This is a genomic window from Lysinibacillus sp. G1-3 (assembly GCF_056322905.1).
Genome location: NZ_JBWHYQ010000002.1, coordinates 197,250 through 218,947, shown reverse-complemented (window position 1 = coordinate 218,947; position 21,698 = coordinate 197,250). Strand labels below are relative to the sequence as shown.

Annotated in this window: 18 protein-coding genes and 1 pseudogene; 6 read left to right on the top strand and 13 right to left on the bottom strand. The window is 34.2% G+C overall.

The window, feature by feature from the left end; all coding sequences use genetic code 11:
- The first annotated feature begins 346 nt into the window (after positions 1-346).
- Positions 347-766 carry an epimerase gene (locus ACVYAD_RS03040; protein WP_476424498.1) on the top strand — a complete coding sequence of 140 codons (420 nt, stop codon included), beginning with the start codon at positions 347-349 and terminating at the stop codon, positions 764-766.
- A 179-nt stretch (positions 767-945) separates the two neighbouring features.
- Here the strand turns inward: ACVYAD_RS03040 and ACVYAD_RS03035 are convergent, their stop codons facing one another.
- Both ACVYAD_RS03035 and ACVYAD_RS03030 read right to left on the bottom strand, forming a co-directional pair.
- On the bottom strand, positions 946-1,479 hold the full coding sequence (locus ACVYAD_RS03035) for a hypothetical protein (RefSeq protein ID WP_476424496.1): 534 nt from the start codon (positions 1,477-1,479) through the stop codon (positions 946-948).
- A 370-nt stretch (positions 1,480-1,849) separates the two neighbouring features.
- Positions 1,850-4,006: an ATP-dependent helicase gene (locus ACVYAD_RS03030; RefSeq protein ID WP_476424494.1), complete on the bottom strand. Its 2,157-nt coding sequence runs from the start codon at positions 4,004-4,006 to the stop codon at positions 1,850-1,852.
- Positions 4,007-4,797: 791 nt separating this feature from the next.
- On the opposite strand from ACVYAD_RS03030, the gene ACVYAD_RS03025 reads away from it, so the two are divergent.
- The gene (locus ACVYAD_RS03025) at positions 4,798-5,181 is read left to right on the top strand and encodes a winged helix-turn-helix transcriptional regulator (RefSeq protein WP_349657955.1); all 384 of its coding nucleotides are present in this window, start codon (positions 4,798-4,800) and stop codon (positions 5,179-5,181) included.
- Between the two features lie 52 nt (positions 5,182-5,233).
- Here the strand turns inward: ACVYAD_RS03025 and ACVYAD_RS03020 are convergent, their stop codons facing one another.
- The 6 genes from ACVYAD_RS03020 to ACVYAD_RS02995 all read right to left on the bottom strand — a co-directional run bounded on the left by ACVYAD_RS03020 (position 5,234) and on the right by ACVYAD_RS02995 (position 10,408).
- Entirely contained in the window at positions 5,234-6,079 is an 846-nt protein-coding gene (locus tag ACVYAD_RS03020; protein WP_476424492.1) for an aldo/keto reductase, read from the bottom strand.
- Between the two features lie 72 nt (positions 6,080-6,151).
- On the bottom strand, positions 6,152-6,946 hold the full coding sequence (locus ACVYAD_RS03015) for an SDR family NAD(P)-dependent oxidoreductase (protein ID WP_476424491.1): 795 nt from the start codon (positions 6,944-6,946) through the stop codon (positions 6,152-6,154).
- A gap of 150 nt (positions 6,947-7,096) precedes the next feature.
- The gene (locus ACVYAD_RS03010) at positions 7,097-8,053 is read right to left on the bottom strand and encodes an LLM class oxidoreductase (protein WP_349657952.1); all 957 of its coding nucleotides are present in this window, start codon (positions 8,051-8,053) and stop codon (positions 7,097-7,099) included.
- A 45-nt stretch (positions 8,054-8,098) separates the two neighbouring features.
- Entirely contained in the window at positions 8,099-8,572 is a 474-nt protein-coding gene (locus ACVYAD_RS03005; RefSeq protein ID WP_476424490.1) for a tautomerase family protein, read from the bottom strand.
- 17 nt (positions 8,573-8,589) lie between these two features.
- A complete protein-coding gene (locus ACVYAD_RS03000; RefSeq protein ID WP_476424488.1) occupies positions 8,590-9,063 on the bottom strand; it encodes a heme-degrading domain-containing protein in 474 nt (157 codons plus the stop codon).
- Positions 9,064-9,679: 616 nt separating this feature from the next.
- On the bottom strand, positions 9,680-10,408 hold the full coding sequence (locus ACVYAD_RS02995; protein ID WP_349657949.1) for a DUF981 family protein: 729 nt from the start codon (positions 10,406-10,408) through the stop codon (positions 9,680-9,682).
- 1,015 nt (positions 10,409-11,423) lie between these two features.
- Between ACVYAD_RS02995 and trhO the strand changes: the two genes are divergently transcribed.
- The gene (gene trhO / locus ACVYAD_RS02990) at positions 11,424-12,380 is read left to right on the top strand and encodes an oxygen-dependent tRNA uridine(34) hydroxylase TrhO (protein ID WP_476424487.1); all 957 of its coding nucleotides are present in this window, start codon (positions 11,424-11,426) and stop codon (positions 12,378-12,380) included.
- Between the two features lie 399 nt (positions 12,381-12,779).
- Here trhO and ACVYAD_RS02985 read toward each other — a convergent pair.
- Positions 12,780-13,208, bottom strand: a pseudogene (locus tag ACVYAD_RS02985) (hypothetical protein); the annotation flags it as partial.
- A gap of 262 nt (positions 13,209-13,470) precedes the next feature.
- Between ACVYAD_RS02985 and ACVYAD_RS02980 the strand changes: the two are divergent.
- Complete coding sequence (locus tag ACVYAD_RS02980; protein ID WP_349657947.1) at positions 13,471-13,806, top strand: 2Fe-2S iron-sulfur cluster-binding protein; 336 nt, start codon at positions 13,471-13,473, stop codon at positions 13,804-13,806.
- A 294-nt stretch (positions 13,807-14,100) separates the two neighbouring features.
- On the opposite strand, the gene ACVYAD_RS02975 is transcribed toward ACVYAD_RS02980, so the two are convergent.
- From ACVYAD_RS02975 to ACVYAD_RS02960, 4 genes are all read right to left on the bottom strand, one after another.
- Positions 14,101-15,546 carry a GMC oxidoreductase gene (locus ACVYAD_RS02975; RefSeq protein WP_476424486.1) on the bottom strand — a complete coding sequence of 482 codons (1,446 nt, stop codon included), beginning with the start codon at positions 15,544-15,546 and terminating at the stop codon, positions 14,101-14,103.
- A gap of 299 nt (positions 15,547-15,845) precedes the next feature.
- Positions 15,846-16,445, bottom strand: coding sequence for a nitroreductase family protein (locus tag ACVYAD_RS02970; RefSeq protein WP_476424484.1), 600 nt, complete (start codon positions 16,443-16,445; stop codon positions 15,846-15,848).
- A 788-nt stretch (positions 16,446-17,233) separates the two neighbouring features.
- Complete coding sequence (locus tag ACVYAD_RS02965; protein ID WP_476424482.1) at positions 17,234-17,989, bottom strand: class I SAM-dependent methyltransferase; 756 nt, start codon at positions 17,987-17,989, stop codon at positions 17,234-17,236.
- Between the two features lie 1,612 nt (positions 17,990-19,601).
- A complete protein-coding gene (locus tag ACVYAD_RS02960; protein ID WP_476424480.1) occupies positions 19,602-19,733 on the bottom strand; it encodes a hypothetical protein in 132 nt (43 codons plus the stop codon).
- A 274-nt stretch (positions 19,734-20,007) separates the two neighbouring features.
- Here ACVYAD_RS02960 and ACVYAD_RS02955 point away from each other — a divergent pair, with 274 nt between their 5' ends.
- On the top strand, positions 20,008-20,517 hold the full coding sequence (locus tag ACVYAD_RS02955; protein WP_349657942.1) for a DUF3231 family protein: 510 nt from the start codon (positions 20,008-20,010) through the stop codon (positions 20,515-20,517).
- 421 nt (positions 20,518-20,938) lie between these two features.
- Complete coding sequence (locus ACVYAD_RS02950) at positions 20,939-21,325, top strand: hypothetical protein (RefSeq protein ID WP_476424478.1); 387 nt, start codon at positions 20,939-20,941, stop codon at positions 21,323-21,325.
- The last annotated feature ends 373 nt before the right edge of the window (positions 21,326-21,698 follow it).

The following is a 21,698-nucleotide window of genomic DNA, read 5'->3' as shown; positions in this document are numbered from 1 at the left end:
TTCTCATTGCTAATAGGAATAGAAAAGTTGCAGCCAAAACAATTACATTTTCTAATAAGCCGAAATGCCGAATTTTGATACAAGGATTTCAATCTTATATTTGAATAAAACCAACTTCTTGTTAATAGCAATGGCTTCTGCTGTAATCGTACTCATTTTATCGAATAAGCAGTGCTGACTAACTACAGATTGTGAATTGCCTAGAAAAAAATGAAATATTGCATTATTTCATTTAACCCAATATACATAAGAATTGAGACTCTTATCAGAAAATAATAAAATCCAGATAGTTGCTTCAATTTGATATAATGAACCAGCATTTTTATATTATTTTTTCGGAGGATTTATGAGCAACCCAAATAAAAATAAAAATTTAGCTTCATTAACTATTATTGCTGGTTTACTATTACCAATCTTTCTACCTGCATTTATAATGATTGCCCTAGTTAATTTCATGCCTAATGAAATTACTCATTCAGGAATAATGTCATTATTTATATTATCAATTGCGCTATTTATAATTGCTGATATTTTCACTAAAGTATTGAGCCTTGTAGGTTTAACTGAACAAAAAATAGTAGAATTAGGCTTTCTAGGTTTTGTTATCTCTGTTTTGACGTCATTTATCTCTATAGTTGTAGGATATTATTGGATGAAAACGCTCCACTTCACTTCTGTTGAGTTATCTACTATTGGAATTTTAATAATTGCAGCTATCACTACGCTTCTTTTAACAGCCCTAATAAAAATTTTAGAGAAGTTATAATCAACACAAATGCCCAGGCTCAATATTAATTGAGACCTGGGCATTAAAATTATGCAGGTTACTACTTATTTCTTCTGTTACTAAGTGTGAAGTTGCAGAATGTACTTCATCACATACTCCTACTTCTGGCTTCCAAAAATATAGGTAGGACATTACTAAAAACGTTTTAGCAGTTTACTCTAAGAAGCCTTTGATGGTGTATACGTATTGTTTTTTCTAACCTTTTGTTTTATGTTTTTAAATCGATGTTCAATCCCAAGGTAACGATCTAAACTTAAAACATAACTTTTGTTTATAAATAGCAATATACAAAATGCACTAGTATAAAGAGTTAAACTAATTAAATTCATATTCCCAGAAAGAATAAAATTTACATGCATAAACAGACAAATAAGAACTGAGGGAATGATCATTAATCCTACGATCAGAACAATCCCAATACTAATTTGAACGATTGGAATCGTGTAATTAAAAAACATAATATGCTTTAATGCGAAGTGTTCAATAAAATACTTATAAAATTCCGGTACATTCGGTTTGTCTAGTGCCATCATTAAGTAATTTTTAATAAATATTCCTGGTTCACTAAACCAATTTTTCTTTGTAATTTTCGTTATACCAGCAAAAAGCCAGCCAATCCCAAAAAGCAGCCGCATTAAAGTAACTAATGATTGAAAGGCTTGTTCTCCAAATCGTGTTGATATTAATTTCATATGCTTAATTGTCCTCTACAGTTTATTTGAGAAGGTTCGCCCTTCTCTGTAAAATTCTTGCTTACTATTAATTTTTCTTCCTTCAAACTTTACTTTATTGGTTTTTAAACTCTTTCACATTTTCAACTTGAAGAGTTCAAAGATCTTCCCTCTTTTCCTATAAGGGTATAGCCATTTTTCCAGGTTTTTATGTACATGCCACAACTACTTTTCGAAACGTTTACCCTTTTTAATCAAGAATGATAATCATTCTCAAGAAGAATAGCAGTAAAGATTATCACTGTCAATGGAATATTTAGGTGAGAAATTTATTAGTTTACGTATGTATGATAATAAAAGCGTATTCGAAAAAATCCCGAATACGCTTCATTTAATCTTCCATCTTTTCTAAATAGCCTTGCTGTAAACATGTATCCGTCAAAAACTTCTTAATCCCCGAAGCAAATGACAATTCAATTGTGCTACTCGTAACAGCTAATATTACCCCTTCACCAAAAATCATATGCTTTACTTTTGAGCCGACGATTAACGATGAATCGGTTGTAATCGTACGCTCATTACGGTATTGCTTCAGTACTTTACTCGTATTTTTTGGCGCTTTCTTTGGCAATTCCTGCGGTGAGACGATTTGTTTTAATGACTTCATGAAAATCGATGGCACTACGCTTGTTTTAAAGCGTTTATTATACGAAATTAATTCCAAATGGCGAATCGCACGCGTAATACCGACATAAAAGAGTCGTGCTTCTTCCTCGCTTTCTTCTTCTGCCTCACTAGGTATAATCCCCTCAATCAAGTCAATCAAATACACACGTTCAAATTCCAAGCCTTTTGAACTGTGCAATGTTGTCAGTGTAATTGCATTCAATTCATTTTTCATATGAGACGAACGTGCTAAATTTTCAAGTTGCATCAAACGACCCGCAAATTCGGTCATCGTCGACGTATGACGAGCAATTGAGCCAAGTACATTCACAATATCTAGTAAATTTTCATAATTAAAACCGAGGTTCTCACTCATATTCTTTAAAGTACGCTCATATCCAATGTCATAACGGATATGCTCTAGCATAGCTGTTGGCGTCGTTTTATCAAATTGAATGCTATCATACGTTTTGCGAATCCGCTTAATATATTCATGCTGATAATCCTTTAACTCAACATGCTCTAATAACTGTGTGAATACACAGCCATCTGTCGGTACTTTCTGTAGCGCCTTCAATTGCGTGGGTGTAATATAAGCATTCATTTTTCTGTAAACTTTTTCAAATACCGTGATATTTTTCGTATTGTACGCTAAACGCATGAAGTTCATAATATCCTCCACGACCCAATGCGTGAAAAAGCGAATCGTGGAATCTTTCATATAGAAAGGCAAACCTGCTCTGTCAAACGCGTCCATAAGCGGAATGGCTGACATATTATTTCTATATAAAATAGCCGTTGAGCCGCGCTTAGACTGATTTTTCAACTGATCCACTAAATATTTGGCCTGTAAATTGTAATTCTCTAAGATTTTAAACGAGATTGGCTCTGCTGCAGGATTTTCCGTAAACATTTGTTTGTTGAAACGCTTTTTATTACGCTGAATAAATATATTGGCTGGCTCTACAATCGTTACAGATGAACGATAGTTTTGCGTCATAAGTAACACTTGAGCCTCCGGATATATCTTTTGGAAATTCAACAAATAATCTGGCTCTGCACCTCGCCAGCTATATATGGCTTGATCCTCATCCGCAACGACGCATAAATTTTGATGGACTGCGACGAGCTTGGCGATGATTGCATGTTGAACAGGCGATGTATCTTGACTTTCATCCGTTAAATAATAATCGTAACGGCGTTGGTATTGCGCCAACACCTCTCGATTATTCGTGAAAATATCATTCGCCATTAATAGCATATCGTCAAAATCAATTAACAAACGGTCACTACCTGTGCGTTTATATTCCTCATAACGCTGTAAAATCTCGATTTTTCTAGGCACCTTTACTTCTGCAATTTCCCATTCCTGTTCTGGCAGCATTTTATTTTTGATAAACGTTATGTACGTCAGTAGCTCGTCTAACTGATCTTCAGTAATTTTTGAGCCATTTAATTGTTCAAAAATCTCGCGAAGCACTCGTTTTTTTGAAACAATACCAGGCTTGTCCGATTCTTCGATGATGCCGTATGTAATGCCCTGTCGTTCAAGTGTCTGCCGCACAACTTGAAATGCTAAACTATGAATCGTCGAAAAATCAACCGGTGGCAAATGCGGGAAAAACTTTGCAAACCGCGCCTTCATATCACCTGCCGATGCCTTACTAAATGTGACAGCCTTTATGCGAGAAGGATTCACACCAAGTGCCTCAATCATATAGCCAATACGCATAATAATCGTTGTCGTTTTTCCTGAACCGGGAGATGCTAATAGTAACAGCGGGCCATTCGTTTGTAGCACCGCCTGCGTCTGCACATCATTTAGACGAACGCCAAGTGAACGCTCCTTTTCCTCAAAAAACGCTTTTTGCGCTCCATTCATATCAATCGCTCCGTTCTAAAAAATCTATTTGTTATTATACCAAATGATGAGGATTCATCCGAGGAAAGCTGCACAATATTAAAGCATTTAAGCGTCACCTAGTGGTACAGAAACTGCTTACCTGCAAATAAAAGCTATGAGACGCATCGAGATTCAGTAAAACGTACCGTCGGCCCATCCCGATTGCTCTCACAGCTCATAAATAAAATCATTATTTTAAGAGCACCTGTTAATTTAGATTATTCGCTCTTGCTAATTTCTCCATTCGCAATTCATTTGCAATTGATCTCCATTTAATTCTGCTGATAAATTCTCATCCATCTTTGTCATTAGACTTTTCGCAATATATAATCCTAAACCTGTACTTTTTTTGTTCTTGGTTGATTAACTTTATAAAACGATCACAAAGAAAATGAAGATCGTATTCTTTTAATTCTTTGGCGAGATTCAATATAGTAAGTTGAACAGATGGTGAATTTTTAACAAGTTGAATAGTAACATCTTCACTCGAATGTTTAATCGCATTGGAAATTACATTTTCAATTACACGTTTAACAGCCTATGAATCCGCCAAAATATAAAATTCATACTCTGGAATTAGGATTGAAAATTCTATTTATACATTTTTAATATCATCATAAAAACCAATGTTTTTAACACTTTGCTTTTTTGAATGTGACATACTACTAATATATCCTTTGATTTTTATTATCATGTGTAGTAATATACATACATGCCTAAAAGATATGTAGGATACTTTTAGTTACTTTTAATGTTACAGGAGGTTTACAATGCAAAAAATTTATAATATTGGTGTTGAAGCTACGCTTGAAGTCATTGGTGGTAAATGGAAACCGGTCATTCTTTGTCATTTAAACCACCATGGTAAAATTCGAACAAATGAATTTCGTCGATTAATTCCAGGAATTTCACAAAAAATGCTTACAAGTCAATTAAGAGAATTAGAGCAAGATGGGTTAATCCTTCGAAAAGTTTTCAATCAAGTACCGCCGAAAGTTGAATATTCCTTAACGCCTTATGGACAGGGAATGGAACCTATTCTGAACATGCTTTGTACTTGGGGCGAAAATCATGTTGAAGTATTACAGGATAAAGGCGAAGATGTAATTTTAAAACACCGTGATGATGATATAGCTATGCAGCAAACATCTTAATGAAGGAAAAAGAGACTGTCAAACACAAGACAGTCTCTTTTCCTTTTATTGCTTATAGAGCAAAATCGTATTCATCTGGATTTGGTCCAACACGTTGTTCAAGATTCATCGCATCGATGATAGCCATTTCTTCGGTTGTTAAAGTAAAGTCAAAAATATCGGCATTTTGCATCATGCGTTCTCTACGTACAGATTTTGGGATAGTGATGACTCCATTTTGTACATCCCAACGTAAAATAACTTGAGAATTTGATTTTCCATATTTTTTTGCGATTTTTGAAATCGTTTCATCTTCAAGAAGTCCACCTTGCATTAAAGGTGCCCATGCTTCAAGTTGAATTTGGTGCTTGTCACAGAATGAACGAAGCTCCACTTGTTGTAAACGTGGGTGGAATTCCACTTGATTCACAACAGGTTTAATACGAGCAAATGATAATAAGTTTTCTAAGTGTGCAACAGTAAAGTTACATACACCAATTGCTTTGATCTTGCCTTGATCATATAGGTCTTCAAGAGCTTTCCAAGATTCAGCATATTTATCTTTCCCAGGCCAATGAATAAGATAAAGATCTAAATAATCTAACCCTAGTTTTTCTAGGCTCTCTTCATAGGCAGCGATAGTTTCCTCATAGCTTAATCCGTCGTTCCATACTTTTGATGTAATAAACAAGTCTTCACGTCGTAAGCCAGTAGATGCTAGCGCTAGTTTAATACCTTCTCCTACACCTGCTTCGTTTCCGTAAATAGCCGCAGTATCAATGCTTCGATAGCCAACTTCAATAGCGTTTTTAACCATCTCAGCAGTAGCATCATTCGCTACTTGAAAAACACCCAAACCCATACCAGGCATTTGTAGGCCGTTATTTAATGTGATTGTATCTTGCAAATGATTGACCATTTTTATTCCTCCAATTGTTTATTTTCTTGATTGCTTTTTCATTTTGATCCACTGATAGCATTTGAAACCCTCTTAAAAGACACTACGTACTAATCCCCCATCAATTCTCAACGCAGACCCATTAATAGCAGAAGAAAGTGGACTACTTAAAAAGGTAACAAAATTAGCAATTTCCTCAGGGCGAATAAGTCGCTGTATGATAGAAGTAGGACGATTTTCTTTCATGAATCGTACTTCGGCTTCTGCCATTGACAAATTTTCATTAGGATAAAGAGTATTTAGCATCGTTTCTACGCCTTCAGTTAAAGTAGAACCTGGCATAATCGTATTGACAGTAACATTCGTTTCTTTCGTTAGCTCCGCTAAACTACGAGAAAGAGAAAGCTGCATCGTCTTCGTCGCGCTATAATGAGCCATTTCTTGTGACGGCATAATGGCTGCTTCACTCGCAATAAATATAACTCTTCCTTCCTTTTTTTGAATCATTTGTTTGAGGTACCATCGCGTAAGTCGAACTCCACTCATAATGTTGACCTCAAACATCTTCAACCATTCTTCATCAGAGATATTAAAATACTCTCTAGGCTTAAAAATCCCAAGGTTGTTAATTAGAATATCTACTTCTTGGAACTCCTCTATAGCCTTTTGACATCCTTGAGCTGTTCCTAAATCAGATACTAATGATTGAAGGTTGGCTTCGGGATATTGTTCTTGAATTTCTTGCATTGTTTGATGAACTTTTTCTTCATGGCGTCCATTAATAATGACAGTAACACCCTCAGCTACTAATGACTTTGCAATAGCTTTACCAATTCCTGCTGCAGACCCCGTAACTAGTGCCGTTCTCCCTTTCAAATTCAAAAACATAATAAATCCCTCCCAATGTAGTTTTGTAAATAATTAATTGCAATATACGCTTAATAGTATGGGGTTCCCTCATTCTTTTAAACAGTTTATGAATAAATAAGGAGTGGATAAGGAAATTTCTCCTAACACTCCACTCCGTTGTTTCATTCTCTACTTGATTGCTGGAAAATGAGGCAATACCTCTTGACCAAGCTCATGAATAACTTCTTCGGCCGGTCGTTTACTGTCAAATAACGCAAAGAACAGATGATTAACACCGATTTCCTTATAAATGTTTAGTAGTTCTATTAACCGATTTCGACCTACTCGGAAACCCAAACGAATTGGTGTAGGCATTTCATTGGGATCTTCTGACAAATCCAAATGCATAGGCTGAGTAAATGGCTTGAAAACTCCAGGGCAATACTGTTCTACAAGCTCTCTCCATTGTCGAATCGTCTCGGCTTGAAGATAGGGACTTCTAGGATAATACATCCATCCGTCTCCATTTTTCGCGAACCATTCCATTGATTGCTGTGCGTATCCTGTAATCATCGTTGGGATTCGCTTCGTTGGTTTCGGTACTAAATTACTTCCTTGAATATCGCCTAATGATGAACGAATAGAAGGAAACTCTTCATATAGCACTTGATTTAAATACTGAAATGCTTCAATGAATCGTCGACCTCGATCTTCATGTTGAATATTTAATCCATGGAAATCAGCTCTTCGGTCGCCAGATGAAACGCCCATAATTAAGCGTTCTGGGAATAATTGATCAATCGTCGCTATTTCCTTAGCCACTCGTAAAGGATGACGTAAAGAAAGAACAATCGCAGACGTTCCTAAAGCAATTTCTTTTGTTTGGCTTGCTAAATAAGTTAAATAAATAAGCATATCATAAATTTGACCTACTGCTGGGTCACCAAAGGAAGGATCCTCTAATATTACATCACGAAACCATAAACTGGTAAATCCGTAATTCTCGGCTAATTGCGATAATTCTACTTGCTTTTCCATTGTCGGCGTGTCAAACCGATAATTTTCTAATGGAATGTGGAGGCCTAGTGTTAGTTCACCTTCTTTATACATTCGATTATAGCTACGGTAATTAGAAAATTCACTCATAACTATTCTCCTTTCTACTTACTTAAAATTTTCGAATAGATTTTTTTAATATGTTCGACTTTTTGAAAGAAAGTCTTTATCTGCTCCCGTTATCCCGCTTTGTCCCCAGTTACCTGGAATCATTTCACGAATGACGATTAGTACCTTATCCATTGGGGCATGGGTAAATTTAGATGTTATTTGTGTAAGCTGATTAACCCACTTATCCTTTATCACTTGATCAAATGTATCCCATATATCAATCGCGATTATAGCCATTCCATCTACATTAGTTGCCTGTTTTTGATAAGACTCTTTAGTTTCCCAATTGACAACTCTACTTTTCTCAGCAAAGTTAGCATCATTTGCTACTGCCCCAGCTTTTCCCCAATTTTCTTTAGCAAGTTCATGTATTACTATTTGAATTTTGTCAGGAACAATCTTTAATAATTTTGTTGTAAGTTCAGTTACGGAAAAAATGTTTTCCTTTTTTTCTTCATTTGACATAGTTGGCCAAGTTTTTAGTTCAATTAATGGCATAGTATCCTCCTCTAAAACTATTTATTTAAATAATTTTTAATTGCTTTTATCACCAATTCATGATCTTCTTCAGGTGTTAATCCTGATACCGTTATTACTCCGATGGCCCCTACGTTTTTTATTTTGATGGGAAATGCTCCACCGAATGCAGCGTACTTTGAAGGATCTAAACGGTATTCTACATGATGCGGAATTCCACTTAATTCACTTTGTATCTGCATATAATAGGAGCTATGATTATGCAACGAAACGACCTGTTTTTTGCGCTCAATCCATATAGTATTTTCCTCTGTCATCCCCGACATCTTGAAATGAAACAACTGCACACCATTTTTAGTGATATCAACAGCTATTAATTTGCCATTTTGCTTCGCTGCTTCAACAATTAATAAACCTAATTTAAAGGCATCTTCATTTGTAAATGTAGAAAATTGAAGCGTTTCCTCCTCTATTAAAATTCTTTTTGTTTTGTCTAAACTTGAAGTACTCATATCTTTAACCTCCGTACAATCTTCACTATTTTGTCCTTTATCCCTAAAGCCATACTTCGACTAATAAGGAAAGTCCCCCGTTTCCTTTAATACATATAAGAAAACTAAGTTTTAAAAGGGAAATAAACCGTTATTTATAAATTACTCTTATAGCTAAAGCATAAAGACTATGGATCTTTCACCATTCTTTTGTCGTTTAAAAACCCTGTCAGAAGATATCTACAAATGTATTATAAGAAGTATACTTTATAAAAGTAAGTACGCACTTTAAAGTTTTATAGGAATAAAAAAGTGATTTAGGCACTTTAAAGTTCCTATAAAAAAACTTATTATTTTAAGGAAAGGAACAAGCCTAATCTTTTTATAAATGCTTATTCTTTTTTGTTTTACTTACTTTCGCAAGCATACAATTACCCTGTTTTTCTTATTTTTCTAAAGATTACGAATAGAACGGATTGAACTTTAAAACAACAGACCTTGGAAGCGGGGGTAAGAGGTTTAGTTTTATAAACTACTTTATTTTGAATAACTTTTTTATCACTCAACAGCAAAGAAAATAAAAAAACCATTTGAACATTTGTTCAAATGGTTTTTTTATTTGTAGATAATGATCGGGCTATTTTGGCATTGTATTAACAATCAATCCGATATGTGTAAAGTAATTCATAGCTCCAAATAGAACAAAGGTAATACCTGCAATTGTCCAAAGGAATTTAATAACTTTAGCAAAATTCGGATTGGCGTTTTTGTTTAAGGCAAAAGGTAATAATACTGCTCCAATCCCTATAATAGCGAATAATGCAGACATAAAAGTTGCTTCCAACATTGGATAATCAGCAAAAGCTCCTGAAATTGGTTCTTCTGGCGGTGCTGCAAATAATTGATATTTAATACCTGCACACGCGATAGAAATAAGTGCTAATCCCATTGCTGCAGCAAAATAAGATAAAGGTTTTATCAAGTATGGCAATTCTTTCTTTAAAGTATTTGAAACTACTTTCGAATCGTCCATATTAATACCTTGTTTTAAATAGAGATTAGATTTTCTCCATAATAAGATAGATACAGCCATAAGCAGAATACCAAATGCGAGTGATGGCTCGCCAAATATAATATCATCAAATGGGAATCCAATCTTCGACAATGGCCAGGTAAAGCTCATATGAGCTCCTGTTATTGTTAATATAAACCCTGGTATACCAAAGCCTATTGCCCACCCTTCTAATTGTCCAACTTTTTCTTTAGCTATATGGGAAGCAAATTGAAGAATTAATAATAAACCAATGCCGGTTGAAACCGCCATAATGGTGTTATAGACTTCTGTTACTGACCAATCGATAACCATATAAAAAAACTCCTTTCGTATATCTCGAGTTTGAGATGTTTTGTTCCGAAACAAATATTATTCCTTTGTCACAAAATTGTCAACCCATTAGTTTTTGTTTTTTTCTTTACCTGAAACCGAAAGAAAATTCAAAAGTTATAAACTTTTTCTCATATAGGGGAAGCCTTATTTAGATACGTTATGGCAAATTTTTATACTGAAAAATCGGTCTCATTAATATTTTTAATTTCCTTAACGGTGTAAAACCAATAGTAAAGTTGACTTCAATACTTCATTCTTTGTACGCAATTCTCTATAGATAACCAAGAAGCCCAGAAAATTTTAACGGACAGTAAAATTATCTGGGCTTTTTATTCAAACTTATAAATTTTTATAATAGGCGATTTCTTAGAATAGCAATTTTATTAATCGCTTGATTGAATTAATTGTATCTATTTACAAATAAACTCATAACGACGACATTACTATTTGAATAATAATTCAGACCTAAGTCTGAAGACAGGAAACAAATAAAAGTTGTATTATTTCATTTATACTTTTTAGTTATAAAAGTATTTAGGAGAAATTCTAGACAACCATTACGTAGTTTAAAAATTACTGCTACTAATACATTCAATTTCATTAATAATTTTTAAATACTACGTAATGCGTTTGTTATATGGCACGAATATGCAAGCAGCATCTTGTACATCTTTAGTACAAGGGTGTTTTTTGATGTCTTTTTAGCCAAGTGCTATATAGTACTTCATCATGCCATTGACTGATTTTAGCTGAAGAATATTGATATGAATTAGTGCATTATATTAATTATACTTTTTAGTTTATATAGATTTTTTAGTAAGAGGACGAATTGCCTTCTGAATTTATTTCGGCAATTTTACTTACACTTAATCATTATCGAGGCTTAGATCACGATTATCAGTTTTGTTTGTATATTCTTTTTAACATACCACGTTTTTTGATGGTATTAGCTATCAGTGTATCCTGAAAATATAAATGATAGGTGGAAAATAAATTGAACTATCGAGTTTTACTGTATTACCATTATGCAAATATTCAATCTCCTGAGGAATTCGCTAAGGAGCATTTGCAAATATGTAAAAAAATGAACTTAAAAGGTCGTATTTTAGTTGCTTCTGAGGGCATCAACGGTACACTTTCTGGATCAATTGAAGAAACAAACGCTTATATAGAAATGATGAAAAATGATCCGTTATTTAAGGGCATTGTGTTTAAAATTGATGAGGCAGACGGTCATGCATTCAAAAAAATGCATGTGCGTCCAAAACCTGAGCTGGTTAATTTAAGCTTAGAAAATGATATTGACCCACTTGAAATGACAGGTCGTTACGTTGCACCTGCTGATTTTTATGAACAAATGCAGCAACAGGACACAATTGTTATTGATGCTCGAAACACTTATGAATTTGATGTAGGTCACTTTGAAGGCGCAATTCGACCAGATATTCAATCGTTTCGTGAATTACCTAAATGGATCGAAGACAATAGTGAATTATTAGAGGGTAAACGTATTTTAACGTACTGTACAGGTGGCGTACGTTGCGAAAAATTTTCTGGTTGGCTTATAAGAGAAGGATATGAAGATGTTGGTCAATTACACGGTGGAATTGTAACCTATGGTAAAGATCCAATCGCAAAAGGTCAACTTTGGAATGGGCAATGTTATGTATTTGACGAACGCCTTGTTGTTCCAATAAATCAAGTAAACCCAACTATTGTCGGTAAGGATCATTTTGATGGGACTCCGTGTGAACGTTACATTAACTGTGCAAATCCAGAATGTAATAAACAGATATTAAGTTCAGAAGAAAACGAGGCAAAACACTTAGGTGGTTGTACGATTGAATGTACAAAACATATACACAATCGTTATATAAAAATTCATGACATTTCTCACGAAGAGGTTACCAAACGTATTGCTATATTGGAGAAATCATTAAATTTAGCATAAGGGAATAAAACTGAACTATTAAAAGATCTGATAATAATAAGTTACGCATAGCTCTGTCGAAAGAAATTCTTTTGGGTACTGAGTTATGCGTTACTACTTAATTTATTTGAATAGTAAGCCTTACTGACGAAGAAATGATTTACGGCTAACAATTTATCCTGTTCATCTTCAGGAAGTAATTCACCTTCATGATAAATTGCCACTATTAGACAACTCAAATTCAATACAATTTTGGTGCTACATCTTATGAGAATTCTTTAGTAACTGTACATATGATAAATATAATTAACTTATACAAAAAGAAGCGAATTTGGAAATTCTATCTTCCAAGTTCGCTTTATTCTTAATCACAATACTAATATACTGAACAAGTACTACTCTTTTATAAACAAATATGAATTAACGGATTCGAGCTTTACGGAAATCATCGAATATACTGATTGCCGCAAATAAAACAAAGATGATTATTGCACCGCCAACTATCCATATTTCAAATTGCTTAGTTGTTGTGGTAAGTAATTTACTCATGTACGTTATAAATTCTTGGTTCATTAAATTCGGATTACTTACTATAACAATGAATACAACGGTTGCGAAAAGCTCAACAGTAGTATTAAAGCTTGCTATCTTTTTCGTCCATTGTCCTTTAAGGAATTTGTAGAGAGCTAAACCAATTTCAAGAGCGATGACAACTATAACAATTGGCCAATAACGAAGTAAAACATCCTGATTTAAAGCTGGAATTACAAATTCGAGTCCATCACCACCGCCTTCATATATACCTACGATGTAATTTGCATAAAAATAAAGAGTTGCCCAAATTGCCGTTTTCCATCGCTCATCCATACCCATACAGTGGTACGCCAAGTCATGGTTTTATATTGAAGAGCAAATTCAATGGTGTTCTAACTTCCTATGGCTTGTTATTCTTCATACGGCTACTTGGCATACAGAGTTCTTCGCTAGGTAAAAATTTGTTAAATTCTCACTAAATGAATGATTTCTAAGTATGAGACTAGTCGGATCAATACAAACTGATAATAACAGGTGCTTCGTTATAATTAGGAAAGTATGAAGGGAGTATTGATAGATGCCATTTATCACCGTATTTGGAGGACAAACCTTTGAAGTAGAAGAAGGAAAAAAATTAGTATTAGCTCTTGAAGATAATGATATAAATATTTTTCATCAGTGTGGCGGAATAGCAAAATGTACCACTTGTAGAGTGGAGGTACTAGCTGGTGAATATAAGGATATTTCTAAAATTGAAAAAAACGCTTTCGCTACAAAAAATATTGATGAGAATTTATATGATGACTGTTTGCGGCTATCTTGTCAAATTCGTGTAATAGGAGACATTACAGTTCGGCCTATTTTAACCTTGGAAAATACACAGGGCGATAGAGGTCCAAGACCAGCAGATTAACCTAGAATCGATTAATTCAAACTTAAAAAGATGAATTATTCTATATCACAAATTTAGAGAAAAGTTAAAAACGCGGGCTTTAAGATATCCGCGTTTTTAAGCTAAATTATTTAAATTTGCTTAAGTAACATAACATCAAGTGTTCAAAATTTTTTACAGACGTCTGATCGAGGTTGAAAACATCAACTATGACATCACCCTTTACAGCTTTCACTTCCCAGCCGGTTTTAGAAAACTTTATAAACTACTGACTTTCTATAGTGTTGATAACTGCGAAATGTCCGCGCTATCCCATTACGGATTTCTTCGAATGATATTATCTGCCATTCGTATCGCAAGTGCAACCGTTGAGTTTGTCGGATTTGCCGCAGCAAGAAAAGGTATTACACTGTTGTCTGCTACATACAGACCTGAAACACCATGAATTTCTCCATACGGATTTGTTGCCGAAATAGATGGATCGGTACCCATACGACATGTACAGGATTCATGCACGTCACTTCCCGGTGGCATTAAGGTAGGCTCACCATCCAATGTAACTCCCATCGCCTCAGCAGATCGAATGATTCCCTCGCGCATTTGATTAATAACAGCCCTATCCCTTTCACTATAAGAAAAATCTACTTGCCTCAGAGGAACACCATATTCATCCCGTTGGTTAGGATCTAAGAAAACCCTGTTCTCTCTCCGAGGCTCTACCAAACCGAAAGTTGCATAGACAACACTTACTTGGTCTGGAAGTACTTTATCTTCAAACTGTTGGTAAGAAAAATATTGATTGGGACCTAATATTTGTATTTGATAAGGGAATTGACTTGTTTCACGTTTCAAAATGGCTAAATTACCGATATTATCTGAGAATTGCCTCCGACTTATTTTTCCCGTACCTAATACAAAAGAATGATTAGTTAAATAGCGTCCTATAGCTGGACCACTAATCCCGGAATTTAGCAAAATTCGAGGTGTCTCTAATGTACTTGCAGAAACAACTACATTTTTTGCACGAATAGTGTAAGTTTTTTTGTCTTGTGTTGATACAACACTTACTCCAACAGTTCTTCCGTTTTGAACCAACACTCGCGTCGTATAAGCATTTAACGCAAGATCAAATGGTTTATCATTTAAGGCATAAGCAAGAAATTTGATTGAACTAAACCATGCGTTAGAGTGAATTTCCCCCATGCGTGGTCCTCTCATATCGATGGCAAGAGGCATATTCGTTGCTTCTAAAATACCACCAGCGTGAAGCCGATTCATAAGAATCCGTTGCATTGAAGAACCTTCTGCATAGGTTGTTGTACAATTCAAGACACGTTCTGCCATTCTGAAATATACATCTAATTCATCTGGATGAACAGGCCAATTCTGAAGTTGAAACTGAGCAGGTCTCGGACAGGCAGCATTCCAAAATAATGTCCTGCCACCAAGTGCGAATGTTAATCTTGCGCCTGAGAATTCTGGTAAGTTTTCTCCTACAGGAGTAGAATTGTCAGGCCATAGCTGGTCGCGCATTCGATCGACATTCATAGTGGGGATATTCAGCGCATGTGAATGAAATAGCTTCTCCCCTTTCTCTAAAATACCGATTCGCTTAGCCCCTTGATTCTTCCACATTTCGCATAAACGGTAAAGCGTTGCCCCTCCACCTGCACCACTTCCGACGATTAGAACATCATAGTTTGTATTGGCCATTTGCTCCAGTGATTTAGTTGGGATCCAATTATTTGGATAAACCCACATAATAGCCACGCCCTTTCGCGTTAGTCTTTGACATTTAAGGTTATGACCTTTGGTATTTTGATATCACCTTTTTGGAGCTTTGAAATAAAGTTTGACTAAAAATTTTATCCAAACCAGATTTTTGGCATATAAATACGCAGATAGATAATTAATTAAGAAAAATAAATAAGACATTGGAAAAGGTTTATATGCTCGTTTGGTTCCAATGTCTGTTTTTATTTATGCTACTGTTTCTACAAAATTTTCTCCATGAAAAAACCAGTTCCGTGAAGGTACTGGTTTGGTATAGTATACATAAATTATTTGTAAAATTTCATTCTCTCTTCAAGTGGTTGAAATTCTTTTTCACCTGGTGATACCGTTGGATTGCCAAAAGGCATTTGCGCAATGAGCTTCCAATTATTAGGGATACTCCATTCTTTTTTCACTTCATCATCAATTAATGGATTATAATGTTGTAAAGAAGCTCCTAATCCTTCTGCTTCCAATCCTGCCCATACAACTAATTGGTGCATACCTGATGCTTGATTTGACCAAATTGGAAAGTTCTCAGCATATGCAGCAAATTGCTCTTGAAGCGATTTAACAATTGTTTCATCTTCTAAAAATAAAACTGTACCATAACCTGCTTTAAAGGAATCCATTTTTTGTTGAGTTCCAGAAAAATCATTATCACCAACTACTTTTCTTAACGTTTCAGTTGTGATGTCCCATAACTTATTATGTGCCTCACCTGATAATACAACAATACGTGCAGTTTGAGAGTTGAATGCTGATGGGGTATATTTCACAGCAAATTCTACAATTTCTTTTATTCTTTCATCTGATATGTTTACCTCTTTATTAATTCCGTAGTAAGTACGTCTTTCTTTAAGTGTAGTGTAGAAATCTTTTGTCATAATTTTCTTCCTCCAAATTTACTGTAATTTTTGTTTGCACACATTGCACCAGTCGAGTAGAGATTTTTACTTACAAAAATTTTTAAAAATCTTCAAATGGCAGTTAAATTTCCTAAGACCTCATCGGACTTCAACTGGAACACCTGTATGTTAAATCCATAATGAGCTCCGCCATTCGTAGTTTCTTTAATCCTTTCGACTTTGATTATTCACCAGTACATATTTAGTGTTCTTAAAATATGTTTTCCAAACAAACGATAGTGTATTCAAATATCTGTGAATTAAAAATAATATTCAATAATTTTTAGTAAAGATTGATAAAAAGATCAATGTTATAGATTATGTTCGATAACTAAACCAGAAAGAGCGACAGTAAAGCTAGACCGATCAATTTGAATTGCTAAATGGAATGTCCAGTAAGCAGACGTATATGTAACCTAAATTTGCACACATTAATATTGAGTGTATCGCACGCACTTATTTTAGGTTGTGGCGTTGGTTGACCGTCACATCCTCCCTCGATTGTTTAGTAGGGTCACTTTCAACAGTGACCCTTTTTTGCATCAATCATGATGAACTTAAAGGAGATAGAAAATGCAGATGATTGGTGATTATCCCTATTTTCTTTTGGCATATTGATGAAACGATTTATCTCAAAACAAGCGATGTAGTTTGTAAAGTTAAGTTTAAAGCCTCAAACAAACATAACCCCGTTCTAAATTTAGGACGGGGTTAAAAAATTTTGAATGAAAGATACTTCACTATACTAAACCTTTATGTTCGGATGTTCAGATATTGCCTAGATAGCTTCGCGTTATGTTTGGGAGAACAATTTTTCCATCCTTACTGTATTTTTCGAATAACTCTGACAGGAGAAAAACAAAACGTTTATACTCTTCGTCCTTTTCTTTCGGAGCATAGGACGCTGACAAGTTTCTCCCCAAAAAACCTTCATAATCAAAAATCAAATCATTTTGATACTTTTTAAACTCATACTTTCCATCCTTAAAAAAGCTGTTAAATAATTCTGGAGTTTCCTCTATTCCACCGCTAAATCCTTTGAAATTTGAACAGGTCTTTTGGCAAATTTCTGCATTTGCTTTAATAATCGGACTAGTTAAATCTCTGCTATTCCAAACAAGAGCAACATTTGCCTTTTGTTTTAAAATCCGTTGACATTCGATTTTGAATGCTTTTTTATCAAACCAATGAAATGCCTGGGCAACAGTTACTAAATCCACACTATTCCCATTTAAAGAGGTGTTTTCAGCAGTTGCTTTAATTGATTTAAAACGAGAATATAGTGTTAACGATTGCTCAGCCATCTTTCTCATGTCATCATTTGGCTCAACGCCAATAACATTTATACCTCTTTCAAGTAGCTGGCGGCTAAATATCCCCGTACCTGAACCAATATCGGCCACAATCTGATCCCCTTTTAGTTGGTTAGCTGAAAACAAATAATCGATATATTCATTAGGATAACTAGGGCGATATTTCGCATATATATCTGCCTTGTCGGTAAAATTTTCTGTTGTTTTCACAATACTACCTTCTTTCTGGTTTTTCAAAGTAAGTAAAATAATTGGCAATGTTTACGCGTCCTAAAGAGTCGCAATCACTTATACGTACAATCATATCGTGTTTATACATAAGTGAATAGATATGGATTACGACACTACTCAAACGAGCAGCTTCAATACCTGAAAATAGTATTTCTATAATATTAAATATAGCTAAAGTACTGACCACAGCTCCAGTTATACATGTTGAATATCCACTTATAGGTTCACATTAGGTATTAGAAAATTCCTAACACTACAACGTTCCTTTTTAAAAGGCATAAGCACCAAATCTATTCTGAATGCAATTATGTGAGCGAATAATTGATCATTGTTTTGTTTTTGCCTTCCTTTGTATGTTAATGCTCAAACGAACAACCTTTATAAAAAGAGTTTAAACCGATTCTGAGCTGTAGCGTGTGACAACGCCGCGGCTTTTATGTATAAAAAACTTAAAACTGCACAAATTATTATTAAGTGTATCGCACGCACTTAGGTTGTGGCGCTAGTTGACCGCCGCGACCTCCCCAATTTGTGGGTCATTCCATTCAATGACCCTTTATACGTAAAAATTTACTTATATTACATATCGAGGTGCTTTAAATGACTACATTCGGAAAATGTTTATACATCGTTTTTTTTGTAACATTGTTTTTATTAACAACAGTTTGGGATTATTCGGAAAATAATAATTTGTCTTTACTTGAAAATTTTTTCTTTTCCTTTTGGGTAGCAAGTTTTTTATTCATTACCTTACTACTTAGAAGTAAAAAAGAGGAAATGGAAAAAAGCGAAAAACCGGAGGCAGAATAGATTATTCTATGCTGCTTTTTTCTTTGCTTTCATAACTGGTATAAGGAGCTATAGAACAGTCGCTTTTTTCATCTCTTAAGGCCATGAACTAATCAACCTTAGTTATTAAATCATATAAATAGTAGTGTTAAGATTAAGCAGTTTGCTTTTCCTTCTTCAATTCACTTAACAAAAGGAGGAATCCACAGTTATACATCTAAATTTATTGTCATTCCTACTGTCATTATGCTGGCTAATAGTTTTCTTTATCACAATTAACTCTACTCAATTCACACTATTTTTTGTATCTTACTTTCACTTTGATCCCTTGATTTTTTTATTAGTAGCAACAATAATAACTTTTTTTCTTGCCAACTATGGATTGAAGAATGTGAAAAATTTAACTACTATTATTAGAGGGCTGCTTACAATTATTATAACTTTAATTCTGTTGGTTATAATTTGTATAACATTGTTCATAAGGATTTTTTTAAATTGAAAAACTAGATGGCGAGTGTTTAATTAGATTGGTCACTTTCTTTTTAGAAAGTGGCTCTTTTTAAGTAAAAGCTCGAATTTCTTTTCTTATATTTTCATGGTTGTAATGTTTTTAAAAACAAGTGCATACACTTGTTTTGGGATAGCAATCTGTTGCATGCATCGCCCCAAGTTGATAATGCACTTTACTATCCCGCAATCCTTCATACCTAATAAAATAAACTATAATCCATATAAAATAATATATATCGTAATACGAGCAATACCTAAAGCTATAACGACCGTGTTATAGCTTTAGTGTGATTTACTGCTTTTCTTTATTTTCATTTTGTTCTTGCTTTTTTTCTTTCTCTTCAGGTACTTCTAATTCTTCTGGACTAAACTCCAGGGCGAATTCTTCTTGCTCTATTTCTTTCTTTTGCTTTTCTTTTGCCAATGTACTCACCTCCAATAAGTATTAAATTGTCCGTTTTACGGTAATTTATACTTTTTATCGTAGGCTTAATTTCAAAATGGTGTAACTCCCTAAATTTGATAAATAATTGTTAACTAATGAGATGATTTTACTTCGAGTTTCTATTTCTCTTAAAGATCCTTTATTAATTGATCACTTTCTGATCCTTTTTAATTTCTTAAAAACGAATTTAATTTCTTTTTTCACCCATACTATACTTGTTTGAAAATATTCAAATAAGAAAGGAAGTGCGAGTATGGGAATACTTAGTGGAAATCCTAAAGACGAGCCATTACACTACGGAGAAGTATTTAGTATTTGGACACATCTCACTGTAAATTATGGCTTCATAGCGGGTTATCAAACGTTTTACAATCATACAGGCGATGAAGATCTAAGAAAAATAATTGAAGATATCATCGATGTTTTAAGAGAAGAAGGAAAACAGTTAGAAAAAGTATTAAAAACTAACGGTATTGCTCTACCGCCTGCACCACCAGAAAGACCAGTTGCAAGAATTGAGAATATCCCTCCTGGTGCGAAATTTAATGATCCAGAAATTAGTGCTGCTCTAGCCGGTGACCTTTCTGCTGGGTTGGTTACATGTAGTCAAGTTATAGGTATGTCCATTAGAGAAGATATTGGATTAATGTATGGTCAATTCCATACAGCGAAAGCTCAACTTGGAGTAAAACTTTTACGTCTTAATAAAACTAAAGGTTGGTTAGTTCCACCGCCATTACATGTAGATTATCCAGAAAAGTAAAATAATCTCACTTACAAACCGTTCTCCCCAGTTTTAAACTGGGGTTTTTTGTTGTACTAAGACCTAAACTCTCTCTGTGTCCTTTAATCTAGGCAGGTGGTGATCTGGACGGCTTATCACTCGGCTGTCTGATACATTTAACACAAAAAGAGCAGGTACTCACTTTTAGGAGCGCCTGATCTTATCCTGCTATTCTGCTGAATGTATATGCGATTGTGTTTAAATCTTTTGTTAATGAATGGCTCCACCACTCCCTTCTCTCTTTCTATCTTCTATCTTATTTTCAATTGATGTTTCTAATTAGAATTTTTAATTATCGGATAAAAAAGGTGTTTTTTTACAATGTGAAGAAGTACTTAAATGGGGATATTTTAATTCAACAATTATGGCGAAGAAATAGTATATAAGAGGTGTAGATAAGGTGAAAATAAAAACAATATTGTTTTTGATTATTTGTTCTATGTGGTTAGTGGCTTGTAACAGTAATGAAGAAACAACAAAAATAGTAGAAATTCGAGAATTAATTAATTTCGAAGAAGAAAAATCTGACACATTACAGTTAATATCCGATCCAAAGGATATTAAAATTATAGAGAAAACGTTTAAAAAAGCTAGAGAATTTGGTGAAGTAGATAACAAAGTAGTTCCGCAATATAAGATCAAATTAAACGATGATGAATACTATTTATGGATAGACAATACATATACAGGGACAATAGCAAACGTAAATAGTAGAAATATGTTTTATAATATCTACACTACCGAAGAATTTAAAAAGGCCATTAATTATCAAGAACAACAAAAATAAATTACTTCTAAAAAACTTGATCAAGGCTATTTGGATGTCTAGAAATGATCTTATTTCTAATATAGCAACAATCTATAAGAAATAGCATTTCTCAAAGATTGTTGCTATTTTTGCATATCTTCTCGTTTTTACCTTTGTTACGTACATAAGAGCCGCTAATCTCCAATGTTTCACCTAAAAGGAAACTTTCCATACTCGTTATAACCTCCCTAACTGCGCTCTACAATTGTATTATCATCAGGATTAGCAAAAAACAAGAAGCCTTTTATTCGAAGGCTTCTTGTTTTTATCAAAATATATGAACGCAACATTTATTTAAGCTATAAAACAAGCAATAGCTGCATAGATAGTAACGCCACCGGTTCAAGCTGCA

Bases quoted from the DNA above. Each gene is read 5' to 3' on its own strand.
- ACVYAD_RS02970 (WP_476424484.1), bottom strand. From the start codon at position 16,445: ATGACAAAAGATTTCTACACTACACTTAAAGAAAGACGTACTTACTAC.
- ACVYAD_RS03020 (WP_476424492.1), bottom strand. From the start codon at position 6,079: ATGGTCAATCATTTGCAAGATACAATCACATTAAATAACGGCCTACAA.
- ACVYAD_RS03030 (WP_476424494.1), bottom strand. From the start codon at position 4,006: ATGAATGGAGCGCAAAAAGCGTTTTTTGAGGAAAAGGAGCGTTCACTT.
- ACVYAD_RS03035 (WP_476424496.1), bottom strand. From the start codon at position 1,479: ATGAAATTAATATCAACACGATTTGGAGAACAAGCCTTTCAATCATTA.
- ACVYAD_RS03040 (WP_476424498.1), top strand. From the start codon at position 347: ATGAGCAACCCAAATAAAAATAAAAATTTAGCTTCATTAACTATTATT.
- ACVYAD_RS03010 (WP_349657952.1), bottom strand. From the start codon at position 8,053: ATGAGTGAATTTTCTAATTACCGTAGCTATAATCGAATGTATAAAGAA.
- ACVYAD_RS03000 (WP_476424488.1), bottom strand. From the start codon at position 9,063: ATGAGTACTTCAAGTTTAGACAAAACAAAAAGAATTTTAATAGAGGAG.
- ACVYAD_RS02980 (WP_349657947.1), top strand. From the start codon at position 13,471: ATGCCATTTATCACCGTATTTGGAGGACAAACCTTTGAAGTAGAAGAA.
- ACVYAD_RS03015 (WP_476424491.1), bottom strand. From the start codon at position 6,946: ATGTTTTTGAATTTGAAAGGGAGAACGGCACTAGTTACGGGGTCTGCA.
- ACVYAD_RS03025 (WP_349657955.1), top strand. From the start codon at position 4,798: ATGCAAAAAATTTATAATATTGGTGTTGAAGCTACGCTTGAAGTCATT.
- ACVYAD_RS03005 (WP_476424490.1), bottom strand. From the start codon at position 8,572: ATGCCATTAATTGAACTAAAAACTTGGCCAACTATGTCAAATGAAGAA.
- ACVYAD_RS02975 (WP_476424486.1), bottom strand. From the start codon at position 15,546: ATGTGGGTTTATCCAAATAATTGGATCCCAACTAAATCACTGGAGCAA.
- ACVYAD_RS02995 (WP_349657949.1), bottom strand. From the start codon at position 10,408: ATGGTTATCGATTGGTCAGTAACAGAAGTCTATAACACCATTATGGCG.
- ACVYAD_RS02955 (WP_349657942.1), top strand. From the start codon at position 20,008: ATGGGAATACTTAGTGGAAATCCTAAAGACGAGCCATTACACTACGGA.